The following is a 26,423-nucleotide window of genomic DNA, read 5'->3' as shown; positions in this document are numbered from 1 at the left end:
CCCCATGACCGAGCACCACCCTGCACGCCGCCGCCTGCACGCGGGAGGTGCGCGATGAGCCCGGTCGCCGTCGTCACCGGCGGCTCTGCCGGCGTCGGACGGGCCACCGTTCGCGAGTTGGCCGGCCGCGGCTACGACGTCGGTGTGCTGGCGCGAGGTCGAGCCGGCGTGGACGCGGCCGTGGCGGAGGTGGAGTCCGCCGGTCGACGGGGGCTCGCCCTGCTCGCCGACGTGGCGGACCACGACGCGGTCGAGGCCGCCGCCGCCCGGGTGGAGGAGGAGCTCGGGCCCATCGACGTGTGGATCAACAACGCGATGACGACCGTGTTCGGCCGGGTGTCGGACGTGTCACCCGAGGAGTACGAGCGGGCCACGAGGGTGACGTACCTGGGCCAGGTCTGGGGGACGATGGTGGCGCTGCGCCGGATGCGTCCTCGCAACCGGGGAGCCATCATCAGCGTCGGGTCTGCACTGGCGTACCGAGGCATCCCGCTGCAGAGCGCGTACTGCGGTGCGAAGTTCGGCGTGCGGGGGTTCCACGACTCGCTGCGCACCGAGCTCATCGACGAGGGAAGTGAGATCCGGATCTCGGAGATCCACCTCCCAGCCGTGAACACCACGCAGTTCGGGTGGTGCCGCTCCAAGCTGGCGTTCCACCCGCAGCCGGTGCCGCCGATCTACCAGCCCGAGATCGCGGCGGCGGCCATCGCCGACGCGATCGACGACGCACCTCGTCAGCGCCTCCTCGGCACCTGGAACTGGATGCTGGTGAAGCTCTCGCAGTGGATGCCCGGCGTGGGCGACCACTACCTGGCCAGCACCGGTGTCGACAGCCAGAAGACCGACATCGAGATCGCCGACGACCGACCCGACGACCTCTTCCACCCGCTCGATGCCGACGAGGACTTCGGGTCCCACGGCATCTTCGACGAGCGGGTCGGCGGCGTCCTCCAGCCGGCGTTCTTGAAGACGGTGCCGACCATGCTCGGCGACCTCGTCCGATCGGTCCGGGCCCGCATCGAGCAGGTGCGCAGCCGGCGGCGCTGAGTCATGGGGGCGGAGCGGACAGCCGACCTGTGGTGGAAGCACGCGGTCATCTACTGCCTCGACGTCGAGACGTTCGTGGACAGCGACGGGGACGGGTACGGCGACATGGACGGCCTGCTGAGCCGCATCGACTACCTCAGCAGCCTGGGTGTCTCCTGCCTGTGGCTCTTGCCCTTCTTCCCGACGCCGAACCGGGACGACGGCTACGACATCTCCGACTACGACGCCGTCGATCGGCGCCTCGGCACGCTGGGGCAGTTCGTCGAGGTCGTCCGCACGGCCAAGGACCGGGGGATGCGGGTCATCGTCGACCTCGTGCTCAACCACACCTCGGACCAGCACCCCTGGTTCCAGGCGGCGTTGGAGGATCCGTCGAGCAAGTACCGCGACTTCTACGTCTGGAGCGACGAACCGCGGGACGACCTGTTCGACATGGTCATCTTCCCCGACGAGGAGGACAGCAACTGGGAGTACCACGAGCCGACCGGCCAGTACTACCTGCACCGCTTCTACGCTCACCAACCCGACCTGAACGTGGCCAACCCCGAGGTCCGCGACACCTTCGCCGAGATCATCGGGTTCTGGCTGCAGCTCGGCGTCGACGGGTTCCGGATCGATGCCGTCCCGTACCTCATCGAGACCTCCGGCATCGCTGATCATCCCGACGTCGGGACGGATCCCTGGCACGAGGTGCTCCACGACCTGCGTCGCTTCGTCATGCGCCGGACCGGGAGCGCCGCCCTGCTCGGTGAGGTGAACCTGCCGGTGGAGGAGGCCGTCGACTACTACGGCAGCGACGGCGACGAGCTCAACCTCATCTTCGCCTTCGACGTGAACCAGGCGATGTGGCTCTCGTTGGCACGGGAGGACGCTCGCCCCATCGCCGCTGCACTCGGGCGGCTGCCCGAGGTCGCCGAGGAGGTCCACTGGGCGAACTTCGCCCGGCTCCACGACGAGGCGAACGTGGGTCGGCTCGAGCGGGCCGAGCGGGCCGAGGTCTTCGCGGCCTTCGGGCCCGACGAGCGCATGCAGATCTTCGACCGGGGTCTGCGTCGTCGCCTGGCACCGATGCTCGACGGCGACACCGATCGCATCCGCCTGGTGCACAGCTTGGTCCTGTCGCTCCCGGGGACACCGGTGCTCTACTACGGGGAGGAGATCGGCATGGGGGAGAACCTCGACCTGGAGGGACGGCTCGCCACCCGGTCCACCATGCAGTGGAACGACGAACCCGACGGGGGGTTCGGTCCGGCCGATGGCCAGCCGTCCCGACGTCGCCCTCCGGACGGCCCGTACGGGCCGGTCGAGGTCAACGTCGCCAGCCAGCGTGCCGATCCGTCGTCGCTGCTCAACTGGGTGGCGGGTGCGGTCCGGACCCGCCGACAGATCCCCGAGCTTGGAGCCGGCTCGTGGAGCGTGCTGGACACAGGCGACGAGGCCGTGCTGGCGCACTGCTGCCAGATGGACGAGTCCTGCTTCGTGGCCCTGCACAACCTCCGGGGCGAGCAGCGCTCGGTCGAGGTCGAGCACGCCGCGGCCGCCTCGCTGTTCGAGGTGCTGGCCGCTCCCGATGCACACGTCGACCACGACGACGAGCGTCTGCGCGTCGTGCTCCCGAGGTACGGCTACCTGTGGCTCCAGACCGACCGACCACTCCAAGGGCACACGAGCGGATTGCCGAGGGCATGAGCACCGAGCAGCGAGCGCAGCCGATCACCGTCGACGTCCACCCACCGGGCGATGACCGCCCGCCGGGCTGGGACGGCAACCCCAGCGCATGGTCGCAGCGACTGCCCATCGTGGTCCTGGCCCTCATCGGCGTGTTCGTCGCCGGCTGGCTGGCGCTCTACCAGCAAGAGATCGTCCACACCGTCTGGGAGCCCTTCTTCCCGGGGGGCACCGAGACGATCGTGCGGGAGTCGGGCTTTTCGAAGTTCTTCGAGCGGTTCCCGGTGGGTGATGCCGCGCTGGGGGCCTTCGGCTACCTGGCCGATGCGGTCACGGGCGTCATCGGCGGCACGAAGCGCTGGCGCACGATGCCGTGGATCGTGGTGATCTTTGGCGTCTTCGTGGGTCCGTTCGGCGTGCTGAGCATCATGCTCGTCGTGATGCAGCCGGTGCTCTACAGCGCCTTCTGCACCTTGTGCCTGGCCTCTGCCGTGATCTCGCTCGCCATGATCGGCCCGGCCGTCGACGAGGTCCTGGCCAGCATGCAGTACCTGCGCGACGTGCGCGACGACGGGGGCTCGGTCTGGTCAGCGTTCTGGGGCAACGAGCACACCTTCGCCGGCGAGGCGGTGGTGGCATGAGCACCCGCATCCTCGCCCGGAGCGCAGCCGTGCTGATCGGCATCTGGCTCGAGGCGGCCTCGGCCGTGCTCGGCTACGGGACCCCGGCTGCCAACGTCGACCGGGTGCTCGGGCCGGTCGCCGGTGGCATCGCCTTCGTCGCCATCTGGGCCGTGGCCCACCCGATCCGGTGGGCGACCGTCCCGGCCGGCGCCCTGCTCGTGCTGGCGCCGGTGCTCGGCTACCCGCTGGAGGCGGCCGTGAGCAGCGTTCTCAGCGGTCTGGCCATCATCGCCCTGGCCTTCGTCGGCGGAGACCCCAGCGGCGACTACGGCGGCGGCTGGCAGGCGCTCTGGAGGGGCCGAGAGCGGTCCTGCGCCGACGGCTGAGCTCGCGCGGTTCACGGCAGCGCCCCAGCGGGGTAGTGGAGCCCGGTGGACGAGCAGCGCGACGCCATCATCGTCGGAGCGGGCCCCAACGGGCTGACCGCCGCGAACCTGCTGGCTGATCGGGGGTGGCGCGTGCTGGTGCTCGAGGCCCAGCCCGAGCCCGGTGGCGCGGTGCGCAGCGCGGCAACCATGGAGGACGGCTTCATCACCGACCGGTTCAGCGCGTTCTACCCGCTCGGTGCCGTGTCCCCCGTCCTGGCCGACCTGGGTCTCGAGCACCATGGCCTGGAGTGGGGGCACGCGCCGGCCGTACTGGCCAACCCGACGCCCGACGGACCGGCATTGGTGCTCTCGCGGGATCGGGCGGTCACCGCTCGCTCCCTCGATGCGTTCGCCGCCGGCGATGGCGATCGGTGGCGGGAGCTGCAGGACCGCTGGGAGCACGTGGAGGACGCCTTGATGGATGCCTTCATGCGGCCGTTTCCCCCCGTTCGCCACGGCCTCCGCCTCCTGGCGAGGCTGGGGGTCCGCGGTGCGGGCGAGCTCGTCCGCACCGGTCTGCTGCCCGTGCGTCGCTTCGCCCAGGAGCACTTCGACGGCGATGGCGGGGCGCTGCTCATCGGGGGATGCGGCCTGCACGCCGACATGACACCGGAGAGCGCCGCCAGCGGGTTCTTCGGGTGGATGCTCGCCGGCATCGGCCAATCGCGGGGCTGGCCGGTGCCGCGTGGTGGGTCCGGTGCGCTCACCGAGGCACTCGTCCGCCGCTTGACCGCAGCCGGTGGCGAGCTGCGCTGCGATGCCCCGGTGGAACGGATCGTGGTCGACGATGACCGGGCGGCCGGCGTCGTCGTGGACGGCACGGTGCTCCGCGCCCGACGGGGGGTGCTGGCCGATGTGGTCGCCCCGACGCTGTACGAGAGCCTCCTCCCCGAGCGCGCCGTGCCGCCCCAGGTCCACGATGACATGGCTCGGTACCAACGAGGTGCGGCGACGTTCAAGGTGAACTGGACCCTCGACGGTGCTGTTCCGTGGCGCGATCCGGCCGTCAGAGGAGCGGGGACGGTGCACCTGGCCGGCTCCTTGGACGAGCTGACCTACTCCTCTGCGATGCTGGCGTGCGGTCGGATCCCGGCCGATCCGTTCCTGCTCATCGGTCAGATGACGACGGCCGACCCGAGTCGCTCGCCCGCGGGGACCGAGTCGCTCTGGGCCTACACGAGCGTGCCTCAGGGCGTCCGGTCCGACGAGGGTGACGACCGGCTCGACGGGTCCTGGGACCACGACCAGAACCGTCGCTTCGCCGACCGCATCGAGGCGCGGATCGAGCGGGACGCCCCGGGGTTCCGAGGCCTCATCCGTGCTCGGGAGATCCAGTCCCCCCGGTCCCTGCAGGCCGACGACGCCAACCTGCTCCTCGGGGACAAGAGCCTGGGCACCGCCCAGCTCCACCAGCAGCTCGTGTTCCGTCCCCGCGTGGGGATGGGTCGGCCCGAGACGGCTGTGCCGGGGCTCTACCTGGCCTCGGCTTCCGCCCACCCGGGCGGTGGCGTGCACGGTGCTTGCGGCGCCAACGCCGCTTCGGCCGCGGTCGCCCACGACCGCGTGCGTCGGCTGACCTCGCGGTTGCGTGGCTGAACTCCGGTCGGGTCTCCTCGATGTGCGATGGTGAGCCGGCTTGTAGGCGGGGTTCTGTCCCGGGGCTGACGCCCCGTGGGTGACCATCCATCTGTGCGGCCCACCTGGCCGATCGGGCGAGCAACCCGCGGCACGCTTGGCCTTGCTCCGAGCGGGGGTTGCCGAGCCGCCGGGGTCGCCCCCGACGCTGGTGCGCTCTTACCGCACCGTTTCACCCTCACCTGTGCCGGGCGGACCCGGCCATCGGCGGTCTTCTCTCTGTTGCCCTGAACCGACAGGTCGCCCCGTCCTGGCTCTCGCCAGCGCTCTGCTCTGTGGAGCCCCGACCTTCCTCGACCACCCGGGGGCGGCCGCGGTCACCGGTCCGACTCACCATCGCTTGGCGCCAGTGTGGCACCCGACCGCTGCGACTGCACCCATCCCAGCAACTGTGCCGTCGGCCACGTCGGTCATGGACCGGTCGACGGGGGGTAGGGATGTCGAGTTCCCGTCTGCACCATCCGTCACAGGAAGTCCCAAGTGCTCGCGCTGCCCCCACCCCCCGGTGCCATCCGACGGCCTGCACGTCACCTCGTGCACGCCACCGCCACCCTCGTCGGTGTGAGCCTCGCGCTCGCCGCACGCATCCGGCCGTGAGCCGGTGACCTCCCAGATCATCGACGTTGCCATCATCGGCCTCGGGTCGGCCGGAGAGGCCCTGGCCACGGCGCTGGCCGAGCAGGGCCTCCACGTGGTCGGCTTCGAACCTGACCGGGTCGGCGGCGAATGCCCGTTCACGGCGTGCATGCCGAGCAAGAGCCTGCTTCACGACGCCACGTCCGGTTCTTCCTGGGACGACGCCCGCCGGCACCGTGACGAGGTCATCGAGCACCTCGACGACGGCTCCCACGCCGAAGCTCTGCAGGCTGCCGGCGTCACGCTCATCCGGAGCCGGGCCGGCCTCGTCGACGAAGGCATCGTCGAGGCCGACGGACGACGCTGGCGTGCTCGCCACGTGGTGCTCGCCACCGGGTCCGCACCGGTGGTGCCGCCCGTGGACGGCCTCGACGACGTCACTTGGCTGACGAGCGACGAGCTGATGGTGGCCGACGACCTGCCCGAGTCGCTCCTGGTGCTCGGCGGCGGCGCCATCGGCTGCGAGGCGGCCACGATCATGGCCGGCTTCGACCGCCCGGTGACCGTCGTGGAGGCCGGTGCGCTGCTGGCCGGCGGCGTCGACGTCGCTGTCGCCGACCGACTCGCCGTCCAGCTCCGCGATTCCGGGATCGAGGTCTGCACCGATGCCGAGATGGCGACCGTGTCCGAGACGTCGGGGGGCATCCGGGCGACGCTCTCCACCGGCGCGGCGATCGAGGCCGCGGCGATGCTCGTGGCCACGGGTCAGGCACCCCGCTGGTCCGGGCTCGGGCTGGACCACGTCGGGCTCGACGACGACCCTGCCGTGGACGACGAGTACCGGGTCGAGGGCCGCGACTGGCTCCGGGCGATCGGCGACGTCAACGGACGATCGCCGTGGACGCACGGGGCGAACCACGAGGCCCGTCGGCTCGCCCGGCTCCTCACCGACACGCCCCCTGGTTCGCTCACCGAGCAGATGGCGCACTGCGTGTTCACCGATCCGCCGGTGGCCGCCATCGGCCTCACGGCCGAGGCTGCCGCCGACGAGGGGCACGACGTGGTCGTCGGGACCGCTCGCTACTCCGATGTCGCCCGCTACGCGACTGATGACCTCGGCGACGGCGTCGTCGTCGTGGTGGCCGACCGCACCACCGGAGCGATGCTCGGTTGCTCCGGCACGGGCGCACGCTTCGACGATGTCATCGGCATCGTCGCTGCGCTGCTGCACTGCGGCTGCACCGTCCAGGACGCGGCCGAGCTGGTCCTGCCGTTCCCGACCATCGGTCAGGTGCTCACGCCTGCCTTCCGCGACGCGGCCGACGCCATCGGCTGACCCGGTCAGTCCGTGACGACGGCGTCCGTGGGCAGCGGGTTGTCGGTGGGGACGAAGGCTAGGCGCTCGGAGCTGAGGTCACCCAGCAGGCCGAGGATGCTGGCCCGCCGGGCGGCCACCCCGCTGACGGACATCGCCGTCGAGCGCAGCGCCTGGGTGCTCAGACGCGTGGTGGCGTGCACGTACAGCTGGGTCGACGCCTGCTCCAGATCCCTGGCGAGCCTGAGGAAGTCCCGCTCGGCGGTGACCGACAGCATGGTCGGGTCGACGAGCCCGGCCTTCACCACCGGGTTGGGCGTGAGGAAGGGCTCGGCACCCGCGGCCTCGACGGCCGCGACCAGCGTGCTCTGGTGCTCCCCGTGGTGCTGCTGGAAGAGCGTGACAGCGTCGGTGGCCGGCCCGCTCTGGATGAAGCCGAGGTCGAAGGAAGCCTGGTACGTGGCGACGACGAGGACCTCCAACGAGAGGGCGGTGTTGAGCAGGCGCACGTCGAGATCTGCCCCGCCAGTCGGGGCGACGTCCGACCGCGTCTCCTCCGTCTCGTCCTCCGGGGCCGGTGCCGGGGGGTCGTCGTCGGAGCTGCAGCTGGCCAGCAGGGCACCCACGACCACCGTCATCCCGCCGAGGCGCAGGAGGTCCCGACGAGAGCGGGGGGCGTCGTCAGCCGTCACGGTCCGCTCACCGGGAAGACGCTCGGGTCGAAGCCGAAGGTGATGTCGGCTGACTCGATCGGTCCGGCCGGGAACCAGCCATCGGGCCCCTCCTGGAGCTCGTAGCTGAGCTCCGCAGCGTGGGACGCCTCGGTCGGCAGGATCGTCCCGATCGTCGACACGTGGTCGCTGCCGTCCGCGAGGGTGAGCAGGTGCCCGCAGGTGGCGGCGAGCTGGTTCTCGAGGTCCCGGGCGAAGCGGAGCACCTCGTTCTGGGTGGAGAGCGCGTCGATCGCCGGGGTCAGGGCCTCGAGCAGCGCAGGGTTCGCCTCGCCGGTGGCGGCTGACCCCGCCAGCGCGGCGAAGGCCTCGGCGTGCTCCTGGTGGTGGCCCCGGAACGTCTGCAGCACCGGCGCGAGGTCCTCGGAGAGCAGCTCGATCCCGCGCTCGTACGCGGCGACCGCGACGAGCTCCATCGACTCACCGAACGCGGCCAGGTCCTCTTCGGTGCCGCCCTGGGCGGCGGCGGCCGGCAGGAACCGAGCGACGGGGACGAGCGCGGTGCCGACCGTGACCGCGCCGCCGACGGCGGCGTGGCGGAGGAAGGACCGGCGGTCGGGTCGATCGACCCGGGGGGATGGCACGTGGACGAGCTCCTGGGGTGAGGAAGTCGGCTCAGAGCTCGAGGCTTGTGAGCTCGGGGATCCAGCCTGCGCCACGACGGCAGGCATCGGCGAACCGCTCCCGGTCGAGCTCGCCATCCGGCTCGATCCGGGCGGCCGGTGCACGGGTCTCGGTGGCTGCGGCCAGGTCCGACCAGGTGCCGGCGGCGATGCCGGCGAGGAAGCCGGCCCCGATCGCCGTGGCCTCCCGATGACCGGAGCGCTCGACCGGCTGTCGGGTGGCATCGGCCAACGCCTGCAGCACGACGTGGTTGGCGCTCATGCCGCCGTCGACGCGGAGGACGTCCGCCCGGAGGCCGGTGTCGGCCTCGGCTGCGTCCACGAGATCGGCAGCTCGTAGGGCGACGCCCTCCAGGACGGCGCGGGCGAGGTGGGCTCGCGTGGTCCCGCGGGTGATGCCCACCAGCAGGCCGCGAGCGCCGTGGTCCCAGATTGGTGTGCCGAGGCCGGACAGGGCCGGGACGAACACCACGTCACCGGCGTCCGGGACGGACGATGCGAGGACTTCGCTCTCGGCGACTTCGTCGATGATGCCGAGGCCGTCGCGCAGCCACTCCACGCAGGTGCCGGCTGAGAGCATCACCGCCTCCCGAGCCCACGTGTCGACGCCGTCGAGCCGCCAACCGATCATGGGAAACGTCCCGTGACGGGGGGTCGGGCCGGCTTCAGGCCCGAGGCAGATGTCGAGCATGCCGCCGGTGCCGAGGGTGAGCTTGGTGTCCCCCGGGTGGATGCAGCCCTGCCCGAGCAGCGACGCCTGCTGATCGCCGACGAGGGCGGTGATCGGGGGCGCCCCCGGCAGCGCCGTCGCCTCGGCGAGCGCACCGCTCGAGTCGGTGACGGTGGCGAGGGCCGAACGGGGGATGCCGAGCAGGTCGAGGAGCTCCTCCGACCAGTCCCCGGTCGCTGCGTCGTAGAGGCCGGTCACCAGGGCGTTGGACGCGTCGGTGATGTGGGCGGAGCCGCCCGAGAGCACCCACGCCAGCCAGGTGTCGACGGTGCCGATGCGGAGGTGCTCGGCGGGGATGTCGCTGTGCTGCACCAGCCACTCCGCCTTGGTGGCCGACGCGTTCGGGGCGATGCGGATGCCCTCGGGCTGCAGGGCGAGGCAGCGGCCCACGGTGCGCAGGTCCTGCCAGCCGATCCCCGGGCCCACGGGATCGCCGGACCGGGCGTCCCAGGCGATGGTCGACGCCCGCTGGTTGGTGATGCCCACGGCATCGACCGACCCGACCCGGTCCAGCACCGAGGTCGCGGTGGCGAGGGCCGCCCGGGCCGTGGCCGTCGCGTCGATCTCGACCAGGCCGGCCGCCGGAGAGCCGGGCAGGACCTCGACGAGCACCTCCGCCGCGACCGTCCCGTCCGCCTCGAGGGCGACCGAGCGGACCCCGGACGTGCCGGCGTCGACGACGAGGATCGTCACCGCGGCCTCCGGGCGCGGCGGTCGGCGAGCAGCCCCCCGGCCATGCCCGCTGACGCCGACAGCAGGGCGAAGAACGGGATCGCTGCCCACGTCACGTCGTCCCCGTTTGCGAGCAGGCGGACGGCGCCGATCGTCTGGACCAGCAGGTACGCGGCGAGGGCGGCCACCGCGCTGTTCGTGAGGGGCGCGTCCAGGCGCAGGGTGGCGGCGACGTAGCCACCGATGCCCATGCCGACCAGGATCACGCCGAACAGGACGATGAGCCACGAGGAGTTGTCGTCCACGGTGTCGGACTCGTCGAGCACCTGGGCGAGCAGCGCGGCCGGGACGCAGATCGCCAGCGCCACGCCGGCGCCGACGGCCACGGCGCGGGGGTGGAGCAACCCGCCCATCACGGGTAGGCGACCTCGCCGAACGGGCTGCGCAGGCCCAGCTTGCCCGGGTTGAGGATGCCGTTGGGGTCCAGCGCGTCCTTCACCGACTGGAGCACCGCGTGGCTCGCGCCGAGCGCTTCGGCGGTGAAGCGGCTGCGGTTGAGGCCGACGCCGTGGTGGTGGCTGAGGGTGCCGCCCGCCGCCAGTACCGCCCGCTGCCCGACGTCCCAGAGCTGGGCGTAGGTGCGATCCCGCGCCGCCGTGCCCTCGCCGTCCTCGTCGACCTTGGCGGCGAAGGTGAAGTAGAGGCAGGCACCGTCGGAGTAGGCGTGGGACTGGTGGGCGCTGGCTGCCAGCGTGCCCGGCACCGCGCGAAGCGCTCCGGTGGTCGCGGTGTAGATGTCCTCCAGGCGCGACCACGGGGCCGAGATCTCCATGGTGTCGACGACGTAGCCCTTCGCGATCAGGGCCTCGAGGGCCGAGACCTCGTTGCGGTGCGCCAGCCAGCGATCGACCAGGTCGACGTCGAGCGCTTCGGCGCCGGCGCACACCTCCTCGGTGATCGCCATCGCCGCGTCCACCACGATCGGATCGCCCTCGTCCATGACCAGCAGGACGGCCCGGTCGCCGGTCTGGTAGCTGCGGTCGGCCTCGATGGCGTCGTACACCCGGAGCACGGCCGGAGGCAGGCCCCGCTGGACGATGCGCCGGCAGGCCTCGTTGGCGGCGGCGAAGGAGTCGAAGCCGTAGGCGGCGTGGCGCTGCGCCTGCGGCGCCGGGTGAAGCCGCAGACGGACGCCGGTGATGATGCCGAGCGTGCCCTCGGACCCCACGAAGACCTGGGTCAGGTCCGGCCCGACCGCGGAGCGGGGGCCGCCGCCGGTGGTGATCGCGCTGCCGTCGGCGAGCACGACATCGAGGCCGACCACCATGTCCTCGATCTTCCCGTACTTGTTCGACAGCTGGCCGGCGCCCCGGCAGGCGACCCAGCCGCCGACGGTGGACAGGGCGACCGACTGGGGCCAGTGCCCGACGGTGAGGCCCTTCGCCCGCAGCTCGGCTTCGAGGTGGTCGCCGAACGTCCCGGGGGCGACGTCGAGGATCATCGACTCCTCGTCGATGGAGACGACGCCTGCGAGCGCCGTGGTGTCGAGCACGACGCCGCCGAAGGCCGGAACCGACGCCCCGCACACCCCGGAGCGCCCACCGGCCGCCGTCACGGGAACGCGAGCGGCGTTGCACAGGCGCAGCACGGCGGCGACCTGCTCGGCATCGGTGGGGGAGACGACGACGCCGGCCAGGCCGGGTACCTCGCCCTCGGTCGCCCAGATCATCGCCCCCGGCCACCAGTCACGGCTGGCCTCGGCCCGCACGGCATGGTCGGTGGACACGCCGGCGCCGGTCTTGCGGAGCCGGTCGATCACCGGGTCCGGCACCGGCACCATCTCGCCGAGGTGGGCGCTGGCGCCGGCTGCGCCGCCGCGGATCTCGATGGGCGGCGTCGGCGCGCCGGGTCCGGTGGGGGGCAGGGCGATCGGGTCGGCCACGGCGGGCCACTGTACGAGGGCCGGCCGCCCCGATCTGGCTCCGGTCCGGGATGTTCTGGCAGCGACAGCGGAACGCGCACGGAGCGCAGCACCGGACCTCAAGTCCCGTCTCCGACGTGCCGATGACGCGAACGCATGCGACCAGAACGACCAGCCCGCAAGGAGCGAGGTGCTTCCATCGTGGAGCTCGCCTTCATCGCGCCGGTGATGGTCCTGCTGGTGCTCGGCGTCCTCGACCTGGGCCGGGCGTACCAGATGAACATCCGGCTGGAGAACGCTGCCCGAGAGGGTGCTGCGTTCGCGCAGGTGTACCCGAACGATGCGACCTGCGGGCCGAGTGGGAGCATCCTCGGCCAGGTCGAGGCGGAGGAGCCGGGTCTGAGCGCATCCCCGGACTTCGACGTGGAGATCCTCGGTCAGGACGACGACGGCGACTGGGTGGAGCTCACCGGTTGCACCGGCACCGACGGTGCCGCCGGCGAGCGGGTTCGCGTCCGCGTGCGCACCCGCTACGACATCGTGACCCCGATCGTGGCCAACGTGGTCGGGAACTCGATCACGCTCGAGGGCGATGCTGAGGTGCGCGTGCAGGGTCAGGTGCGATCGTGATGGCCAGACGCTCGCGGCGCGGTTCGGAGGGCGTGACGATCGTCGAGGCGGCATTCGCCCTGCCGATCATGTTGACGTTCATCTTCGGTCTCGTCGACCTCGGGATGTGGACCCTCAACGCCAACCAGGCGACCAATGCGGCGCGCGATGGCGCCCGCCTTGCGATCCTCGACTTCGCGACGGCCGACGACCAGACCAGCGCGATGCACGCCGACATCGTGGACGCAGTCCAGTCCCGGCTCGAGTCGGAGAAGGTGGAAGCGGTCTCGGTCTCCTGCATCGACGACGGCGGCGCACCGATCTCGTGCAGCACCGCCGAGGTCGACATCGACAGCGTGCGCGTCGAGGTCGAGTGGGCGTGGGACCTCGTGACCCCCGTCGCTGCGATCCTGGGCTACGACCGCGGCGAGGCCACCGGTTCGGCGACCATGAAGCTCGTCGGACGCCCGCTCCCAGGCGGGTCGACACCGTCATCGACCACCAGCACCTCGACCACGACCACGTCGACCACGACCACGACGACACCGGACACCTCCACGTCGTCGACGTCGACCACGACCACGACGACCCCACCGAACTGCGCAGCAGGCGTCCCGGACGTACCGACCTCGGTGAACCGCAAGAAGATGTCCGGCAACAGCTCGCAGCAACTCGCGAGCGCCGTGCTCGTGGAGTTCACGACGAACGGCTCCGCAGCCTGTGCCGACCTGCGCGTGCGCCTCGTCAGCGCCAGCGGAGAGAGCGTGGAGATCGGCTGCGGCTGCGATCTCGAGCCCCCGGACCCACCCAACCACGAGTGGTCCTACGACGGCAGCGACAACATCTGGCGTCCCGGAACCGCTCGAGCCGAGATCCTCAACGGCGAGACCGTGCTGTCCTCCAAGAACTTCACCGTCTACTAGGAACGAACATGTCCCCACGACGAACCGCTCGAGACCGGTCCCGCAGTGCAGGCGACGAGCGCGGCATCACGGTCATCTTCTTCGCGATCGCGCTGACGGCCATGCTCGGTGTCGCTGCGCTGGTCCTCGGCGGGAGTGTGGGCTACGAGGCGGCGCGCAACGCCCAGACGGCGGCCGATGCGGCCGCACTGGCCGGCGCGTCCGCGATCCAGAACCACAAGCAGGACTGGATCATCACGCCGGTCGATGACGTGGTGGCCGAGATCGAGTCGGTCGTTGCCGACAACGACGCCGTCCTCCAGTCCTGCGAGCTGGTCGACGCCCAGTACGCGCTCAGCGGGTCTGACAGTGACGTGATCTCGACGTGCGACCAGCTCGGGTTCCTCGCCGACAGCGACTTCCAGCGGGTCGCGGGCGTGCGCGTGTCGGTCACCGACACGCGCGACGTCGCCTTCGCCGCCTTCGTGGAACAGGATGAGATCACCAGCAGCGCCACCGCTGCAGCCACGATCCAGCCGGTGTCGCGGGGCTGGGCTCCCTTCATGGTGTGCACCTCCCCGACGGCCGTCGGCCACCCTGCGCAGGCGATGCTCGAAGACGACGACGCCCCGAACGGCTACTCCATCAACTCCGCTGCGATCGGGAAGCACTACGTGCTCTGGGGCAACCAGATGAAGAACCTCGGGCGCGATTGCGGCAACGGTTCGAGCAGCTGGCGCGGCCTGGTGCAGCTGCCTGCCGACGGGTACGCGCTGCCGTCCTCCGAGGCGACTCCCGGCGACGACTCGGACTGGTGGGAGGCCGACACCGGCAACAAGACCGGCCAGCTCTCCCAGCGGATGGCGGGCGGCAACGCCTGTTCCTTCGAGGCCGGCGACGACGTGGACGACATCGAGCTCGGGTGTGAGATCGCGGTGCCGCTGTGCCCCCGTGGAAACGATGAAACGGGGACCAACTTCCGCCTCTACTGCGTGATGATGGGCGTCTTCCAGATCACCCACGTGGGGAGTGTGACCCTCGACGAGACGGATCCGCCCGAGGAGACTCCTTGTGGTGTCGAGAACAACAACATCGTCTGCGGACGGTTCGTCGGCGCCGCGACCGCAGCAGGTGGGCAGGGCGTCGCCGAGGCTCCGGACCGACACGGCTTCGCCGTGATCAAGCTCGTCCAGTAGCGCGCGACACCACGACTGCCAGTTTTCAGGAACGGCGCACCCGGCCCGCCGGGTCCTGGTCGTAGTAGCCGCAGAGCACCCGGTAGAGCTCGGGGTGGTGCTCCTCGAGCGCCAGCGGCTGCATGAGGAAGACCTCGCTGGCGACGGCGAAGAACTCGGCGGGGCTCTTGGTGGCGTAGCGGCGCAACACCGGGTCCGGCTCGTCCCGGCGGCGGAGCCGGCGGTACTCCCGGTTGCACACCTGGACCCAGTCGGCCCGATCGGCGCGGTCGGAGATCTCCGGGGTGCCGTCGAACAGCCCGTCGGCCGAGTCGAGCTTGTGGGCGAACTCGTGCACGACGACGTTCTGGCGACGCTCGGGGTGTCGGACGTCCCGGCGGACCGCCCGCCACGACAGCATCACCGGGCCCCGGCCGTCGCGGGCGTGGCCGAGCAGCCGCTGGGGTCCTCGTGTCACGACGCCGCCGACGTGGGTCGCCCGGACCCCGTGGCTGGTGAACGTCTTCGGGTGGACGACGACGGCCCTCACGTGGCGGTAGCAGTCGCGGTCGAGGCCGAGCGCGAGCAGTCCGGCGCTGGCGGCGATGGTGATCACCACCTCCTGGGTCAGCTCGAAGCCCCTCGCGGCCTCCCAGTGCTTGCGGCGTACGAGGTGCTCCACCCGCGACGCCAGGCGGGCGCGCTCGTCGTCATCGAGGAGGTCCCACTGGGGGAGTCCCGTGGCGGCGACCTCTTCCCAGCCGTCCAGCCAGCGCCGGGTGCGCCGGCGCCGGCCCCACACCACCTCAGCTGCCGACGCCGGGCAGCACCGAGTCGGGCAGGCCGGGGGCGTCCCGCTGCTGGGCGGCTCGAGCCCGCAGCTCGGCGACCTCGTCGGCCCGGCGCCGGTCGGACCAACCCAGCTCTGGCCCGATCAGCTCGGCGACCGCGGCGGCGGCATCGGCGGTGGCGTCCCGGGAGAGCATGAGCCCTCGCACCCGGCGTTCGAGCACGTCAGCGAGGGTCGTGGCCATCTCGTAGCGAACTGCGTACAGCGCCTCGGCCCGCAGGTGCGGCAGCCCGTTGACGAGGGGCACCCCCAGCGACGGATCCCGCTCCGCCATCGCCTGCACGACGCGCGCCTCACCGCCGTAGCGCTGGTGCAGGTGCTGGTCGGGCCCGGTGGCACCCGGGTCGTAGCCGTCGGCGCCGAGCAGGCGCAGCCGGGCGGTGCGGGATCGGCGTTGGGACCGGGGCAGGTCCAGCACCTTCGCGACGGCGCCCATCGTGTCGGCCGCCATCTCGCGGTAGGTGGTGAGCTTGCCGCCGGTGACGCTGACCACCCCGCTGGCGCTGGTGACCACGGCGTGGTTGCGGGACAGGTCGGCGGTGCGCCCCGACGTGGTGGCCTTCACCAGCGGCCGCAGCCCCGCCCACGTGCCCACCACGTGGCGCTCGGTGATATCGGTCGTGGTCGAGTGGTTGATGGCATCCAGCAGGTACGCCACGTCCTCGCGGGTGCACTGCGGATCCTCGGTGGGGCCGTCGTAGTCGGTGTCGGTCGTGCCGATGTAGGTGAAGGCCGGCTCCTCGCCGGCGGGTGCCGGCCACGGCACCACGAAGATCGACCGCTTGTCCTTGGGCACCGGTGCGATGACGGCGATGTCGTTGCGCACCAGCGACCACGGCACCGTCAGGTGGATGCCCTTGGCCGGGCGGATGGCGTGGGGGTGCATCCCCTCGTCGAGGGCGCGGATGTCGTCGGCCCAGACCCCGGCCGCGTTGACCACGGCTCGGGCCCGGACCTCGATGCGGTCGCCTGACTCGGCGTCCTCCACGACGGCGCCGGTCGTCCGAGCACCCTCGTGGGTCAGCTCGACGACGGGGGCGTGGTTGACGCACACCGCGCCGTGCAGCTCGGCCGCCGTGCGAGCCACCGTGAGGGTCAGGCGGGCGTCGTCGGCCTGGGCGTCGTAGTAGAGGTAGCTGGCACCGACGCGATCGGCCGGCAGCGTCGGCATGTGGGCCAGCGTCTGCTCCTTGGAGATGCGCTGGTGGAGCTTGCCGATGCGGGCGCCGCCGGTGAGGTCGTACATCCACATGGCCGAGCCGAGGGCCTTCTCGAGCTTCGGGTGGATGACCCCGCCCTTGCCGAACATGGGGATGAGGAAGGGCATGACCCGCACGAGGTGCGGTGCGTTGCGCAGCAGGCGCTGGCGCTCGCGCAGGGCCTCGTAGACCAGGCGGACGTCGCCGTTCTGCAGGTACCGCAGCCCGCCGTGCACGAGCTTGGAGCTCTTCGACGACGTGCCCGATGCGAAGTCGCCCCGCTCCACGAGCGCCGTGCGCAGGCCACGGCTGGCCGCATCGAGGGCGACGCCCACGCCGGTGATGCCGCCGCCGACGACGAGGACGTCGAAGTGCTCGTCCGCCAGGCGGCGCAGGTTCCGGCCGCGCTCGAAGGCACCGGGCAGGGCGGGGGAGGGGATCACGGCGCCAGCGTACGAGGCGGTCAGGCGGTCTCCCGCTCGACCCAGTCGTCGACCAGGTCGGCGAGGAGGGCGAGGGGCACGCCGCCGTGGCGCAGCACGGTCGTGTGGAACCGCTCGATGCGGAAGCGCGCACCGAGGCGGGCCCGGGCGTCGTCGCGCAGGCGCAGGATCTCCCGCTGCCCGACCTTGTACGACAGGGCCTGGCCCGGCATCCCGATGTAGCGGTCCACCTCGACCGCGGCCTCCTCGGGGTCGAGGGGGACGTGGGTGACGAAGAACTCGATCGCCTCGGCGCGGCTCCAGCCCAGCGCGTGGATGCCGGTGTCCACCACCAGCCGGGTGGACCGCCAGGCATCGGCGGCGAGCATGCCGAGGCGCATCGTGTCCGAGGAGTAGAGGCCCATCTCGTCGGCGAGCCGTTCGGAGTAGAGGCCCCAGCCCTCGCTGTAGGCCATGTACCCGCCCCGCTGCTGGAAGGTCGGGACGTCCTCGAGCTCGGCGGCGCTGGCCCGCTCGAGGTGGTGTCCGGGGACCGCTTCGTGGAACGCGATGACCTCGGCCTCGAAGCGGTTGCGGCGCGTCGCCTCGTAGGTGTTGGCGAAGTACGTGCCCGGCCGGGAGCCGTCGCCGGGGGGCGGGCTGTAGTAGGCGGCCGGGAGCCCGGGCGCGAGCGAGGCGGGCACAGCTTCGACCACGCAACCGGCGCTCGGCATGCGCTCGAACCAGTCGGGGGCAGCGGCGAGGGCCCGTTCGATGGCGGACGCCGCCACCTCCAGGATCTCCTCGGCCGACTCGTAGCGCATGGCCGGATCGGAGCGCAGCGCGGCGAACAGCTCGTCCCGGTCGCTGATGCCCAGGGCCCGCCCGCCGATCTCGGCCCACGGCGGGGGCAGGACCTCGGTCAGCTCGACCATGCCGATGTCGTGGATCTCCTGCGGCGTCAGGTCGGTGGTGGTCGCCCGGCGTGCCTTGGACCGGTACAGCTCGTCGCCGCCGGGGACGTGGACCAGCCCGGGTTGGTCGTCGCCCCGGCCCCGCTCGGCGAGCTCGGCGAGCGCCGCCGCCACCCGCTCGTAGGCCGGTCGGACCTGCTCGGCGACCACCGTGGCCGCACGGGCGCGCCACCCCTCGGCGCCGTCCCAGCCGTCGGGGAGCGCCAGGCCGACGAAGGGGTCGTCGGCGAGCGCGCCGGCCAGGTAGCCATCGACCATCGCCTGCGATCGTCGGACCGCGGCGACCGCCGGCGTCCAGCCCCGATCCGCACCCACCTGCCACTGCGCGACGACGGCGTCGAGCGCGCCCGGCAGCTTCCCCAGGCGCTCGAGCTGCGCTTCGGCGCTGGCCTCGTCCGGAGCGCGCAGCTGCGCCGCCGAGCGCAGGAGCGAGACCGGGTACCCGGTGAACCCGTCGCTCGCCAGCTGGATCTCGGCGCTGTCGACCGACTCGATCTGCTGCTGGCAGCTGTCCAGGAGCAGCGCGTGGGTGACCCGTTCGGCCTCGTCGAGGTCCGCGACGGGGATGGCCCGAGCCCGTTCGGCGACGTCGACGGCGAAGGCCCGCTCATCGGCCAACCCGGCCGGGCTGGGGTCCTCGATGGCGTCGTCGAAGCGGTGGTCGCCGAGGCGGGTGGCGACGGTGGGGTTCCTGGCCATCATCCCGTCCCACCACTCCTGGGCGAGGTCGCGCAGCGCGGCGTCCACGGCTACCTGCTCCGACCCTGGGTCGGCCGGTCCGAGGGCGGGACGATGGTGACCGGGCACAGCGCACGCTGGGCGACCTGGCTGCTGGTGCTGCCGAGCAGCAGCGCCGGCGTCCCGCCGATGCCTCGGCTGCCGAGCACGGCGAGGTCGGCGCCGACCTCGTCGAGGACGTTGAGGACCACGTCGACGGGGTTGCCATCGTGAAGCAGGACGCGGTGGCGGACGCCGGCTTCCTCCAGTGGGCGGGACCACAGCCCGTTGGCGCGCTCGGCGATCTCGTCGCGGTGGGGCTGGGTGGGCACCATCGGCCCCCCGGGCTCGAGCTGGTCGAGCAGGCCGAGGGCGTGCACGGCGACGACCTCGGCATCGAGCGAGCGGGCGAGGCGGGCAGCCCACACCACCGCTTCGTGGCTGTTCGACGACCCGTCGAGACCGACGACGATCGTTCCGACGACCTGGGATGCGTCCTGCATGCCACGAGTGTGCTTGATCACGCCCCCGCGGCGGTGCGTGCCCCCGGACGCCGGCTGCGGGCTCCCGTTCCCGTCACACCCCCCGGGTACGTTCGCCCCATGACCTTCGACGTGCAGTGGACCGCACATGGCGACGCCGCCCTCGGCGCGCTGCACGATGCGGTGGAGGCGGCACGCGCCGCTGGTCCGCTGGCGCCGGTCACGGTCGTCACGCCGTCGCCGTCGGTTGCGGTCGCCACGCGGCGGGCCCTCGCCCGCCGGGCCGGCGGTTCGGTCGGCGTGGGGTTCCACGCCCTCGGGGCGGTGGCCGAGCAGCTCGCGGCCCCGCGCCTGGCCGACGCCGGCCTCGGTGCCGGCGTCGACCGCGAGCTCGTGGTCACCGCGGTGCGCGTCGCCCTGGACGAGCAGCCCGGCCGGTTCGGGCCCATCGCCGAGCACCGGGTCACGTGGGAGCGGATCGCGGCCGCCGTGGTCGAGGTCGATGCCCTCGGCGAGGGCGCCCTGGACCAGATCCGGGCCGCCGGGCCCGTTCCCGCCGATGTCGTGCGCCTGCGCGACGCGGTCCGGGCCCGGCTCGGTCCCCTCGGTCCCGACGCGGTCATCGGGCTGGCGACGGAGGTCGCGTGCGAGGGCGGGCCCCGGGTCGACGCGCTCGGCACGGTGCTCGTCCACCTGCCGGACCGCTTCACCGAGGCCGAGCTCGACCTCCTGCAGGCCATCGCCCGCCACCGCCCCGTCCGGCTCCTCCTGGGCGCCACCGGCGATCGGCCGCTGGACGACGCGCTCGCCACCCACCTCGCCCGGCTCGTCCAGACGTCCCCACCTGCGGCGGAGCTGCCCGAGATCACCGAGGCGGTCTCGGCCAACGACATCGACGACGAGGTGCGGGTCGCCGTGCGCCACCTGCTCGCCCTCGCCGACGAGGGCACGCCGCTGCACCGGATGGCGCTCGTGCACCCGTCGGGGTCGCCCTACGCGCGCGTGGTGGCCGACGTCCTGCAGGCGGCCCGGGTCCCGTTCTCCGGTCCCAGCACCCGTCGGCTCGCCCAGACGGTCGCCGGCCGGGTGCTGCTCGGCGTGCTCGAGGTCGATCGCTCCCGCTTCGGCCGGCAGGAGGTCGTCGACCTCTGGGCCAGCGGGGTGGTGGTCGACGCCGACGCCCGGCCGCTGCCCGCGGCGTCGTTCGACGAGCGGACGCGCTGGCTCGGGGTCATCCGCGACCCTGCTCGCTGGCGGGCCACGCTCGACGCCGAGCAGGCCCGGCTGCAGGCCCGCCTCGCCGCCGCCGACGGGGACGAGGACACCGGGTGGATCGAGCACCGCCTCGACCTCGATGCGCAGCTCCGGCAGGCGGTCGACGCCCTCGACGCGCTGTGCGCCAACCTGCCGACGAGGTGGCCCGACGTCGCGGCCTGGGCGGGCGGCGCGCTGGACCGCCTCTGCGGTCCGGCGCGCAGCCGGGTCAGCTGGTCCGCGGTCGAGCTCGACGCGGACACCACGATCCGGCTCGCCCTGGCCCGGCTCGCGGCCCTCGAGGAGCTCGAGCCGGCGCCGACCCCGGAGGTCGTGCGCGACACCATCCGGACAGTGCTCGACGCACCCGCACCCCGCCAGGGCCGCACGGGCACCGGCCTGCTCGTCACCACGGTCGACGCGCCACCCCTCATCCCACTCGACGCCGTGGCTGTCGTCGGCCTCGCCGAGGGGCACCTGCCCCGCCTCGCCGGCGACGACGCCCTGCTGGGTGACGAGCTGCGCCGCACGGTCGGGCTCGCCGCGGTGGACGACCAGCAGCGCCGGCAGCGCCGGGCGTTCCTCGCGTCGCTGGCCTCGGCCGGCGCGCACCGGCTGGTCACCTACGCCCGCAACGACCAGCGCTCCGGGCGGGCCCTCGTCCCCAGCCGGTGGCTGGTCGAGGTGGTCGACCGCCACGCTGGACTCCGTCCTGACACCGAAGCCCTCATGGCCGGCCACCACGTCCCCGGGGTCACCCTCGTGGCCAGCCACGGAGCCGGGCTCCACGCCGTGGCCGAGGGTGAGGCGTCGGCGCTGCACCTCGAGGAGCACGCCCTCGCCTCGCTCCTGCGCACGGGCGCGTTCGAGGAGCACCCGGCCGCCGCCGATCCCGTGCTGGTCGCCGGCACCGAGCTGCTCCGGGCTCGCCGCTCCGGTTCCTTCACCCGCTTCGACGGCAACCTCGACGGCGACGGCGTCGACGTGACCGCGCTCGGGGTCCTGTCGCCCACGTCGCTCGAGACCTACGCCACCTGCCCGCGCCGGTGGTTCTTCTCCCACGCGCTCCGGCTCCGCTCGCGCGACCGGCCCGAGGAGATCGAGCGCATCGACGGCCGCGAGCGCGGCACCCTGGCCCACCGCGTGCTCGAGCGGTTCTTCGCCGAGGTCATCGACGCGGACGCAGCGCCCGCACCAGGCGAGCGGTGGTCGGACGCCGCGCGCGAGCGGCTCAGAGAGATCTGCGACGAGGAGTGCGATGCCGCAGAAGCGCGCGGCATCACCGGCCACCCCCGCTGGTGGGCCCACGACCGCGACGAGATCCACCGGGTGCTCCAGCGCACCCTCACCGGCGACGAGGAGCAGCGTCGAGACTTCGGCACGGCGCCCGTCGCGGTCGAGCTCACCTTCGGGCGCCACGGCGCCCCGCCCCTGGTCGTCGACCTCGGCGACGGTCGCGTGCTCCAGCTGGCCGGGCAGGCCGACCGGGTCGACCGGGGGACCGACGGCGACGGTCGCGCCCGGGTGGTGGTCTGGGACTACAAGTACAGCAAGCCCGCCGCCTTCGACGGCATCGTGAAGGACGAGGCCAAGGGGGGCGACCCCCTGGCCGGCGGCACCAAGATCCAGCTCGTCGCCTATGCGATGGCGGCCGGTGCCGACCGCGACCTCGACGTCCCGGGCGACGCCGAGGTGCACGCCAGGTACTGGTTCCTCCGACCCCCGCACACCAACGAGCACCGGGGCTACCCCGTCGACGCCGAGCTCCGGGAGCGCTTCACCCGGGTCCTCGGGGTGCTGGCCGACGGCATCGCTGCGGGGCGCTTCCCGGCGAGGCCCGGCGACCACGCCTGGCACTGGGGGAACTTCGAGCACTGCGCCTGGTGCGAGTTCGACTCGATCTGCCCGCGCGACCGCGACGAGGAGTGGGAGCGGGTCCGCCACGAGCCGTCGCTCGCACCGCTGCGCCGGCTCGCCGAGGACGGCTCCGCCTCGGTGCTCGACCCGACCCCGGAGGATGCCCGATGACCGACATCGTCGACCAGGACGCCCGGCGTCGCATCGCACGGGATCACGGCAGCACCCTCTTCGTCGAGGCCGGAGCTGGGTCCGGCAAGACCTCGTCGCTCGTCAGCCGGGTCGTGTCCCTCGTGCTGGCCGGAGCCGACGTCACCTCCATCGCCGCGATCACCTTCACCGAGGCGGCCGCCGCCGAGCTCCGCGCCCGCGTCCGCCGCACCCTCGAGGAGGTCGAGGCCGGCGAGAAGGTGGACTGGGTCACCGATTCGCCCGAGGCGCGGGCGTCGGCGGCCGCCGCCCTGGACCGGCTCGACCGGGCCACCATCTGCACCCTCCACGCCTTCGCCCAGCGGCTCCTGCTGGCCGCACCCATCGAGGCGCGGCTCCCCCCGGCGGTCGAGGTCCACGACGACATCAGCTCCTCGCTGCGCGCCGAGGAGCGCTGGCGCCGCTTCGAGCACCAGCTGCTCGACGACGACGCCCTCGCCGACACGATGCGCATGTCGCTCACCCTGGGGATCTCCTCCCAGGACCTGCAGGCCGTCGCCGACACCCTGGGGCAGAACTGGGACCTGGTCGAAGAGGCGCGCGACGCCGGCCTCATCGAGGAAGACCGTGCCGTCGACGTCGACCGTTCGGTGCTGCGGGTGGACCGATGGATCGAGGGGATCGACGAGATCGAGGGGATGCTCGCCGCGTGCACCGACCCGGAGGGCGACCGGCTCGCCCGATGGGTCACCGAGTACGCGCTCCCGCTCCGCGAGGCGCTGCGGGCCGCGGCGTCCGACCCCTACGAGCTCGTCCTGCTCGCCACGTCCGGGCTGAAGGGCCCGAACAGGAACGCCGGCACCAAGGGCTGCTGGCCCGACGGATCCAAGCCCGCCGTCATCGAGGCCGGGCACGCCGTCATCGACGCCATCGCCGCCGACGTGGCCGCCCTCACCGACCAGGTGCTCACCCGCCTCGGCGCGGAGATCGCCCTGTACACGCTGGACGACGCCGACGCCCGCCGGCGCGAGGGGCGCCTCGAGTTCCACGACCTGCTGGTGCTCGCCCGCCAGGTGCTGCGCACCGAGCGCAGCGTGCGCCAGCGGTTCCACCAGCGGTACCGGCACCTGCTCATCGACGAGTTCCAGGACACCGACCCGATCCAGATCGAGCTGGCCGTGCGCATCGCCGCCGACCCCGCCCACGACACCTCCACCCCGTGGCACGACGTCGACGTCGAGGAGGGTCGCCTGTTCTTCGTCGGCGATCCCAAGCAGTCGATCTACCGGTTCCGGCGGGCCGACATCGGCCTGTTCAGCCAGACCGCGGCGCGCTACACGGGCGGAGCCACGAGCCTGCGGGTCAACTTCCGCACCGTCGGGCCGGTGCTCGCGTTCTGCAATGCCGTCTTCGGCGGCGACGACGACGGCCTCATCCGCCACGCCATCGAGCCCGACACGCAGGCGACCGCGCAACCCCACTACGTGGCCCTCGAACCCCACCGGCCGCCCATCCCCGGCGACCCCGGCCCTGCCGTGGTGGTGCTCGGCGACGGCGAACCCCACCCCCGGGCCGAAGCCGCTCGCAGCGCCGAAGCATCCGACGTGGCCGCCGTGCTCGGCCGCGCCCACCGCGAGGGCTGGTACGTGGAGTCCGGCGGCGCCCCGAGGCCGTGCCGGTGGTCGGACATGGCCATCCTGCTGCCCAGCCGCACGACGCTGTCCCACCTGCGCACGTGCCTCGACGATGCAGGGATCCCGTACCGGCTCGAGAGCGGCACGCTCGTGTACGGCACCACCGAGGTCGCCGACCTCCTGGCGATCCTGCGGGCCATCGACGATCCGGGCGACGCGATCGCCGCCGTCGGCGCGCTGCGCTCGCCGGCCTACGGCTGCGGCGACGACGACCTGCTGCGCTGGACCCGCCAGCACGGTCGCATCACCTACCTGGGCTCCAGCGTGCGCCCGCCCGACGTCCTCGCCGCGCTGCCGCCCGACGAGGTCGACCCGGTCGAGCGTGGCCTCGCCGACCTCCGCGCCCGGAACCGGGCTGCGCCGTTCCAGGCGGTGCCCGAGATCGTCGAGTCCGTCCTGCGCGACCGTCGGCTCCTCGAGCTGTGCCTCGCCGGCCGCCGCCACCGTGACCTGTGGCGCCTCTACCGGATCGTGGTCGAGCACGCCCGCCAGTTCGCCGACACCGAGGACGGCGGCCTGCGCGCGTTCCTCCACTGGGCCGACCTGCAGCGCGACGACAAGCTCCGGGCCACCAGCCCCGTCCTGCCCGAGGCCGACGTCGACGCGGTGCGGATCCTCACGATCCACGGGGCCAAGGGCCTCGAGTTCGGCATCACCGCCGTCTCCGGGCTCTCCGCCCAGGACCCCACCGGTCGCACCGGGGCCACGGTCCGGTTCGCCGCCGAGGGGGGCTTCGAGTTCAAGATGCGCACGGGCATGGAGACCACCCGCTACCAGGCCGTGCGCACCGTGGACGAGACCATGGACGAGCACGAGCGGATCCGGCTCCTCTACGTCGCCCTCACCCGGGCACGAGACCACCTCATCGTCAGCACCCACCACACCAGGTCGGCCATCGCTCGCAGCCACGGCGGCCGCATCTCGTCCCGTCTCGGTGCGCTCGCCGGCGACATGGACGGCCTGGCGGTGCGCTGGACCGCCTCCGACGAGGACGTCGAGCTGGTCGTCGCAGAGGACGAGCCGACGGCGCCGAAGGCGACCCCCGGCACCGCGACCTGGCAGGCCCAGGTCGAGGAGTTCACCGAACGACGCGCCGCGACCCTGGCCCGGGGCGGGGGAGGCGTGCTGTCCGCCACGGCCATCGCCCGGGACCAGGCGGCCGTCCCGGAGGACGACGGCGGCCTGGCCGAGCCGATCACGCCCGAACGTGAGCCGTGGCGTCGGGGACGGGCGGGTACCAGCATCGGCAGCGCGGTCCACGCCGTGCTCCAGCACGCCGACCTCACCGACGCGGCCGGCAGCGAGCTGGGCGGCCTGGCCCGATGGCAGGCCGCGGTGGAGGGCCTGCCGGCGGACGCGGCGGAGCTGGTGGAGGCCAAGGCCCGCGCCGCTGTCGCCAGCCCGCTCGTGCGTCGCGCCGTCGCCTCCGGGCACCTCCACCGCGAGCTGCACGTGGCCGCACCGACGACAGCGATCGTCGGCGAAGGCGCTGCGGTCGGGCTCGACGGCGTCGACCTCGTCGAGGGCTTCGTCGACCTGTGCTTCGACGACGGACACGGGCTCGTGGTCGTCGACTACAAGACCGACGACGTGCCCTCCGACGCGGCGGTGGCCGACGCCCTGGAGCGCTACGCCCCCCAGGGTGCGGCGTACGCCCTCCTGCTGGAGGCAGCCACCGGCCGGCCGGTGACCGAGGTCCACTTCCTCTTCCTCCGAGGCACCGAGGCGGTGGACGCGCCGATCGCCGACCTCGCCGATGCCGTGGGCGGTGTCCGGCGCCAGCTGCTGGGGGAGGTGCGAGCATGAGCACCGGCCGTCCCGAGTCCCTCAGCGCCGTCACCATCGGCGTCACCGACATGGGTGCGTCCTGCGCGTTCTACGGCGCGCTCGGCTTCGAGGTCGTCCACGGCGGCCCGGACGCCCCCTTCACCAGCTACGGCGTCGGTTCCGGGTTCCTCAACCTGCAGCTGGTCGAGCGGACCGAGGTGCACTGGGGCCGCTTCATCGTCCACGTCGACGACGTCGACGCCATGCACGAGCGTGCGCTCGCCGCCGGCCTCACCCCGTCGATGCCGCCGTCGGATGCCCCGTGGGGGGAGCGGTACTTCCACATCGACGACCCCGATGGTCACGAGGTCAGCTTCGCCCGCCCGCTCCGGTGAGCGGACG

The 26,423-nt window shown here is 72.7% G+C and carries 21 protein-coding genes and 1 other RNA gene; 12 read left to right on the top strand and 10 right to left on the bottom strand.

All coding sequences use genetic code 11. The features are described from left to right. Positions 1-54 precede the first annotated feature (54 nt). The 5 genes from RGQ06_RS19175 to RGQ06_RS19155 are packed head-to-tail and all read left to right on the top strand — an operon-like array spanning position 55 to position 5,362. A complete protein-coding gene (locus tag RGQ06_RS19175; RefSeq protein WP_432427988.1) occupies positions 55-1,047 on the top strand; it encodes an SDR family oxidoreductase in 993 nt (330 codons plus the stop codon). Between the two features lie 3 nt (positions 1,048-1,050). Next, positions 1,051-2,736: an alpha-amylase family protein gene (locus RGQ06_RS19170; RefSeq protein WP_432427987.1), complete on the top strand. Its 1,686-nt coding sequence runs from the start codon at positions 1,051-1,053 to the stop codon at positions 2,734-2,736. Beyond that, positions 2,733-3,356: a vitamin K epoxide reductase family protein gene (locus tag RGQ06_RS19165; RefSeq protein WP_432427986.1), complete on the top strand. Its 624-nt coding sequence runs from the start codon at positions 2,733-2,735 to the stop codon at positions 3,354-3,356. Before RGQ06_RS19170 ends, RGQ06_RS19165 begins: the two co-directional genes overlap by 4 nt. Further along, complete coding sequence (locus tag RGQ06_RS19160; protein WP_432427985.1) at positions 3,353-3,724, top strand: SPW repeat domain-containing protein; 372 nt, start codon at positions 3,353-3,355, stop codon at positions 3,722-3,724. Before RGQ06_RS19165 ends, RGQ06_RS19160 begins: the two co-directional genes overlap by 4 nt. Positions 3,725-3,769: 45 nt before the next feature. Then, a complete protein-coding gene (locus RGQ06_RS19155; protein WP_432427984.1) occupies positions 3,770-5,362 on the top strand; it encodes a phytoene desaturase family protein in 1,593 nt (530 codons plus the stop codon). A gap of 27 nt (positions 5,363-5,389) precedes the next feature. On the opposite strand, the gene rnpB is transcribed toward RGQ06_RS19155, so the two are convergent. Further along, an RNA gene (gene rnpB, locus RGQ06_RS19150) (RNase P RNA component class A) lies at positions 5,390-5,734 on the bottom strand. 268 nt (positions 5,735-6,002) lie between these two features. Between rnpB and RGQ06_RS19145 the strand changes: the two genes are divergently transcribed. Next, complete coding sequence (locus RGQ06_RS19145; protein WP_432427983.1) at positions 6,003-7,313, top strand: dihydrolipoyl dehydrogenase family protein; 1,311 nt, start codon at positions 6,003-6,005, stop codon at positions 7,311-7,313. A gap of 5 nt (positions 7,314-7,318) precedes the next feature. Here RGQ06_RS19145 and RGQ06_RS19140 read toward each other — a convergent pair whose 3' ends face one another. From RGQ06_RS19140 to RGQ06_RS19120, 5 genes are read right to left on the bottom strand one after another with little or no spacing between them, the layout of a single operon-like run. Then, complete coding sequence (locus tag RGQ06_RS19140; RefSeq protein WP_432427982.1) at positions 7,319-7,984, bottom strand: ferritin-like domain-containing protein; 666 nt, start codon at positions 7,982-7,984, stop codon at positions 7,319-7,321. Further along, positions 7,981-8,607: a ferritin-like domain-containing protein gene (locus RGQ06_RS19135; RefSeq protein ID WP_432427981.1), complete on the bottom strand. Its 627-nt coding sequence runs from the start codon at positions 8,605-8,607 to the stop codon at positions 7,981-7,983. The genes RGQ06_RS19140 and RGQ06_RS19135 overlap by 4 nt, the downstream gene beginning before the upstream one ends. A gap of 31 nt (positions 8,608-8,638) precedes the next feature. Continuing rightward, positions 8,639-10,069 carry an FGGY family carbohydrate kinase gene (locus RGQ06_RS19130; RefSeq protein ID WP_432427980.1) on the bottom strand — a complete coding sequence of 477 codons (1,431 nt, stop codon included), beginning with the start codon at positions 10,067-10,069 and terminating at the stop codon, positions 8,639-8,641. After that, positions 10,066-10,461 carry a hypothetical protein gene (locus RGQ06_RS19125; protein ID WP_432427979.1) on the bottom strand — a complete coding sequence of 132 codons (396 nt, stop codon included), beginning with the start codon at positions 10,459-10,461 and terminating at the stop codon, positions 10,066-10,068. The genes RGQ06_RS19130 and RGQ06_RS19125 overlap by 4 nt, the downstream gene beginning before the upstream one ends. Next, entirely contained in the window at positions 10,461-11,990 is a 1,530-nt protein-coding gene (locus tag RGQ06_RS19120; protein ID WP_432427978.1) for an FAD-binding oxidoreductase, read from the bottom strand. The genes RGQ06_RS19125 and RGQ06_RS19120 overlap by 1 nt, the downstream gene beginning before the upstream one ends. A 180-nt stretch (positions 11,991-12,170) precedes the next feature. Between RGQ06_RS19120 and RGQ06_RS19115 the strand changes: the two genes are divergently transcribed. Genes RGQ06_RS19115 through RGQ06_RS19105 form a run of 3 tightly spaced genes read left to right on the top strand, consistent with a single transcriptional unit; the run spans position 12,171 to position 14,676 of the window. Further along, positions 12,171-12,599 (top strand): TadE/TadG family type IV pilus assembly protein, encoded by a 429-nt coding sequence (locus RGQ06_RS19115; RefSeq protein ID WP_432427977.1) that lies wholly within the window; start codon positions 12,171-12,173, stop codon positions 12,597-12,599. Between the two features lie 32 nt (positions 12,600-12,631). After that, entirely contained in the window at positions 12,632-13,501 is an 870-nt protein-coding gene (locus RGQ06_RS19110) for a TadE/TadG family type IV pilus assembly protein (protein ID WP_432427976.1), read from the top strand. Positions 13,502-13,509: 8 nt separating this feature from the next. Beyond that, positions 13,510-14,676: a pilus assembly protein TadG-related protein gene (locus RGQ06_RS19105; RefSeq protein ID WP_432427975.1), complete on the top strand. Its 1,167-nt coding sequence runs from the start codon at positions 13,510-13,512 to the stop codon at positions 14,674-14,676. A 25-nt stretch (positions 14,677-14,701) separates the two neighbouring features. On the opposite strand, the gene RGQ06_RS19100 is transcribed toward RGQ06_RS19105, so the two are convergent. The 4 genes from RGQ06_RS19100 to RGQ06_RS19085 are packed head-to-tail and all read right to left on the bottom strand — an operon-like array spanning position 14,702 to position 19,320. Then, complete coding sequence (locus RGQ06_RS19100) at positions 14,702-15,457, bottom strand: zinc-dependent peptidase (protein WP_432430688.1); 756 nt, start codon at positions 15,455-15,457, stop codon at positions 14,702-14,704. Positions 15,458-15,461: 4 nt separating this feature from the next. Then, a complete protein-coding gene (locus RGQ06_RS19095; RefSeq protein WP_432427973.1) occupies positions 15,462-17,147 on the bottom strand; it encodes a glycerol-3-phosphate dehydrogenase/oxidase in 1,686 nt (561 codons plus the stop codon). A 20-nt stretch (positions 17,148-17,167) separates the two neighbouring features. Beyond that, a complete protein-coding gene (locus tag RGQ06_RS19090; protein ID WP_432427972.1) occupies positions 17,168-18,847 on the bottom strand; it encodes a DUF885 domain-containing protein in 1,680 nt (559 codons plus the stop codon). Between the two features lie 2 nt (positions 18,848-18,849). Then, positions 18,850-19,320, bottom strand: coding sequence for a universal stress protein (locus RGQ06_RS19085; RefSeq protein ID WP_432427971.1), 471 nt, complete (start codon positions 19,318-19,320; stop codon positions 18,850-18,852). A gap of 99 nt (positions 19,321-19,419) precedes the next feature. Between RGQ06_RS19085 and RGQ06_RS19080 the strand changes: the two genes are divergently transcribed. Genes RGQ06_RS19080 through RGQ06_RS19070 form a run of 3 tightly spaced genes read left to right on the top strand, consistent with a single transcriptional unit; the run spans position 19,420 to position 26,416 of the window. Further along, positions 19,420-22,581 carry a PD-(D/E)XK nuclease family protein gene (locus tag RGQ06_RS19080; RefSeq protein ID WP_432427970.1) on the top strand — a complete coding sequence of 1,054 codons (3,162 nt, stop codon included), beginning with the start codon at positions 19,420-19,422 and terminating at the stop codon, positions 22,579-22,581. Beyond that, on the top strand, positions 22,578-26,060 hold the full coding sequence (locus RGQ06_RS19075) for a UvrD-helicase domain-containing protein (RefSeq protein ID WP_432427969.1): 3,483 nt from the start codon (positions 22,578-22,580) through the stop codon (positions 26,058-26,060). Before RGQ06_RS19080 ends, RGQ06_RS19075 begins: the two co-directional genes overlap by 4 nt. After that, on the top strand, positions 26,057-26,416 hold the full coding sequence (locus RGQ06_RS19070) for a VOC family protein (RefSeq protein WP_432427968.1): 360 nt from the start codon (positions 26,057-26,059) through the stop codon (positions 26,414-26,416). The genes RGQ06_RS19075 and RGQ06_RS19070 overlap by 4 nt, the downstream gene beginning before the upstream one ends. The last annotated feature ends 7 nt before the right edge of the window (positions 26,417-26,423 follow it).

The sequence above is a fragment of the Salinilacustrithrix flava genome (assembly GCF_041228405.1).
GTDB classification, from domain to species: domain Bacteria; phylum Actinomycetota; class Acidimicrobiia; order Acidimicrobiales; family Salinilacustritrichaceae; genus Salinilacustrithrix; species Salinilacustrithrix flava.
Note: the sequence above shows the minus strand (reverse complement) of the source record. Positions and strands in the feature narration are given on the sequence as shown.

Excerpts from the sequence above, each read along its gene's own strand:
- RGQ06_RS19175 (WP_432427988.1), top strand. The coding sequence starts at position 55 with ATGAGCCCGGTCGCCGTCGTCACCGGCGGCTCTGCCGGCGTCGGACGG.
- RGQ06_RS19170 (WP_432427987.1), top strand. The coding sequence starts at position 1,051 with ATGGGGGCGGAGCGGACAGCCGACCTGTGGTGGAAGCACGCGGTCATC.
- RGQ06_RS19165 (WP_432427986.1), top strand. The coding sequence starts at position 2,733 with ATGAGCACCGAGCAGCGAGCGCAGCCGATCACCGTCGACGTCCACCCA.
- RGQ06_RS19160 (WP_432427985.1), top strand. The coding sequence starts at position 3,353 with ATGAGCACCCGCATCCTCGCCCGGAGCGCAGCCGTGCTGATCGGCATC.
- RGQ06_RS19125 (WP_432427979.1), bottom strand. The coding sequence starts at position 10,461 with ATGGGCGGGTTGCTCCACCCCCGCGCCGTGGCCGTCGGCGCCGGCGTG.
- RGQ06_RS19105 (WP_432427975.1), top strand. The coding sequence starts at position 13,510 with ATGTCCCCACGACGAACCGCTCGAGACCGGTCCCGCAGTGCAGGCGAC.
- RGQ06_RS19085 (WP_432427971.1), bottom strand. The coding sequence starts at position 19,320 with ATGCAGGACGCATCCCAGGTCGTCGGAACGATCGTCGTCGGTCTCGAC.
- RGQ06_RS19080 (WP_432427970.1), top strand. The coding sequence starts at position 19,420 with ATGACCTTCGACGTGCAGTGGACCGCACATGGCGACGCCGCCCTCGGC.
- RGQ06_RS19075 (WP_432427969.1), top strand. The coding sequence starts at position 22,578 with ATGACCGACATCGTCGACCAGGACGCCCGGCGTCGCATCGCACGGGAT.
- RGQ06_RS19070 (WP_432427968.1), top strand. The coding sequence starts at position 26,057 with ATGAGCACCGGCCGTCCCGAGTCCCTCAGCGCCGTCACCATCGGCGTC.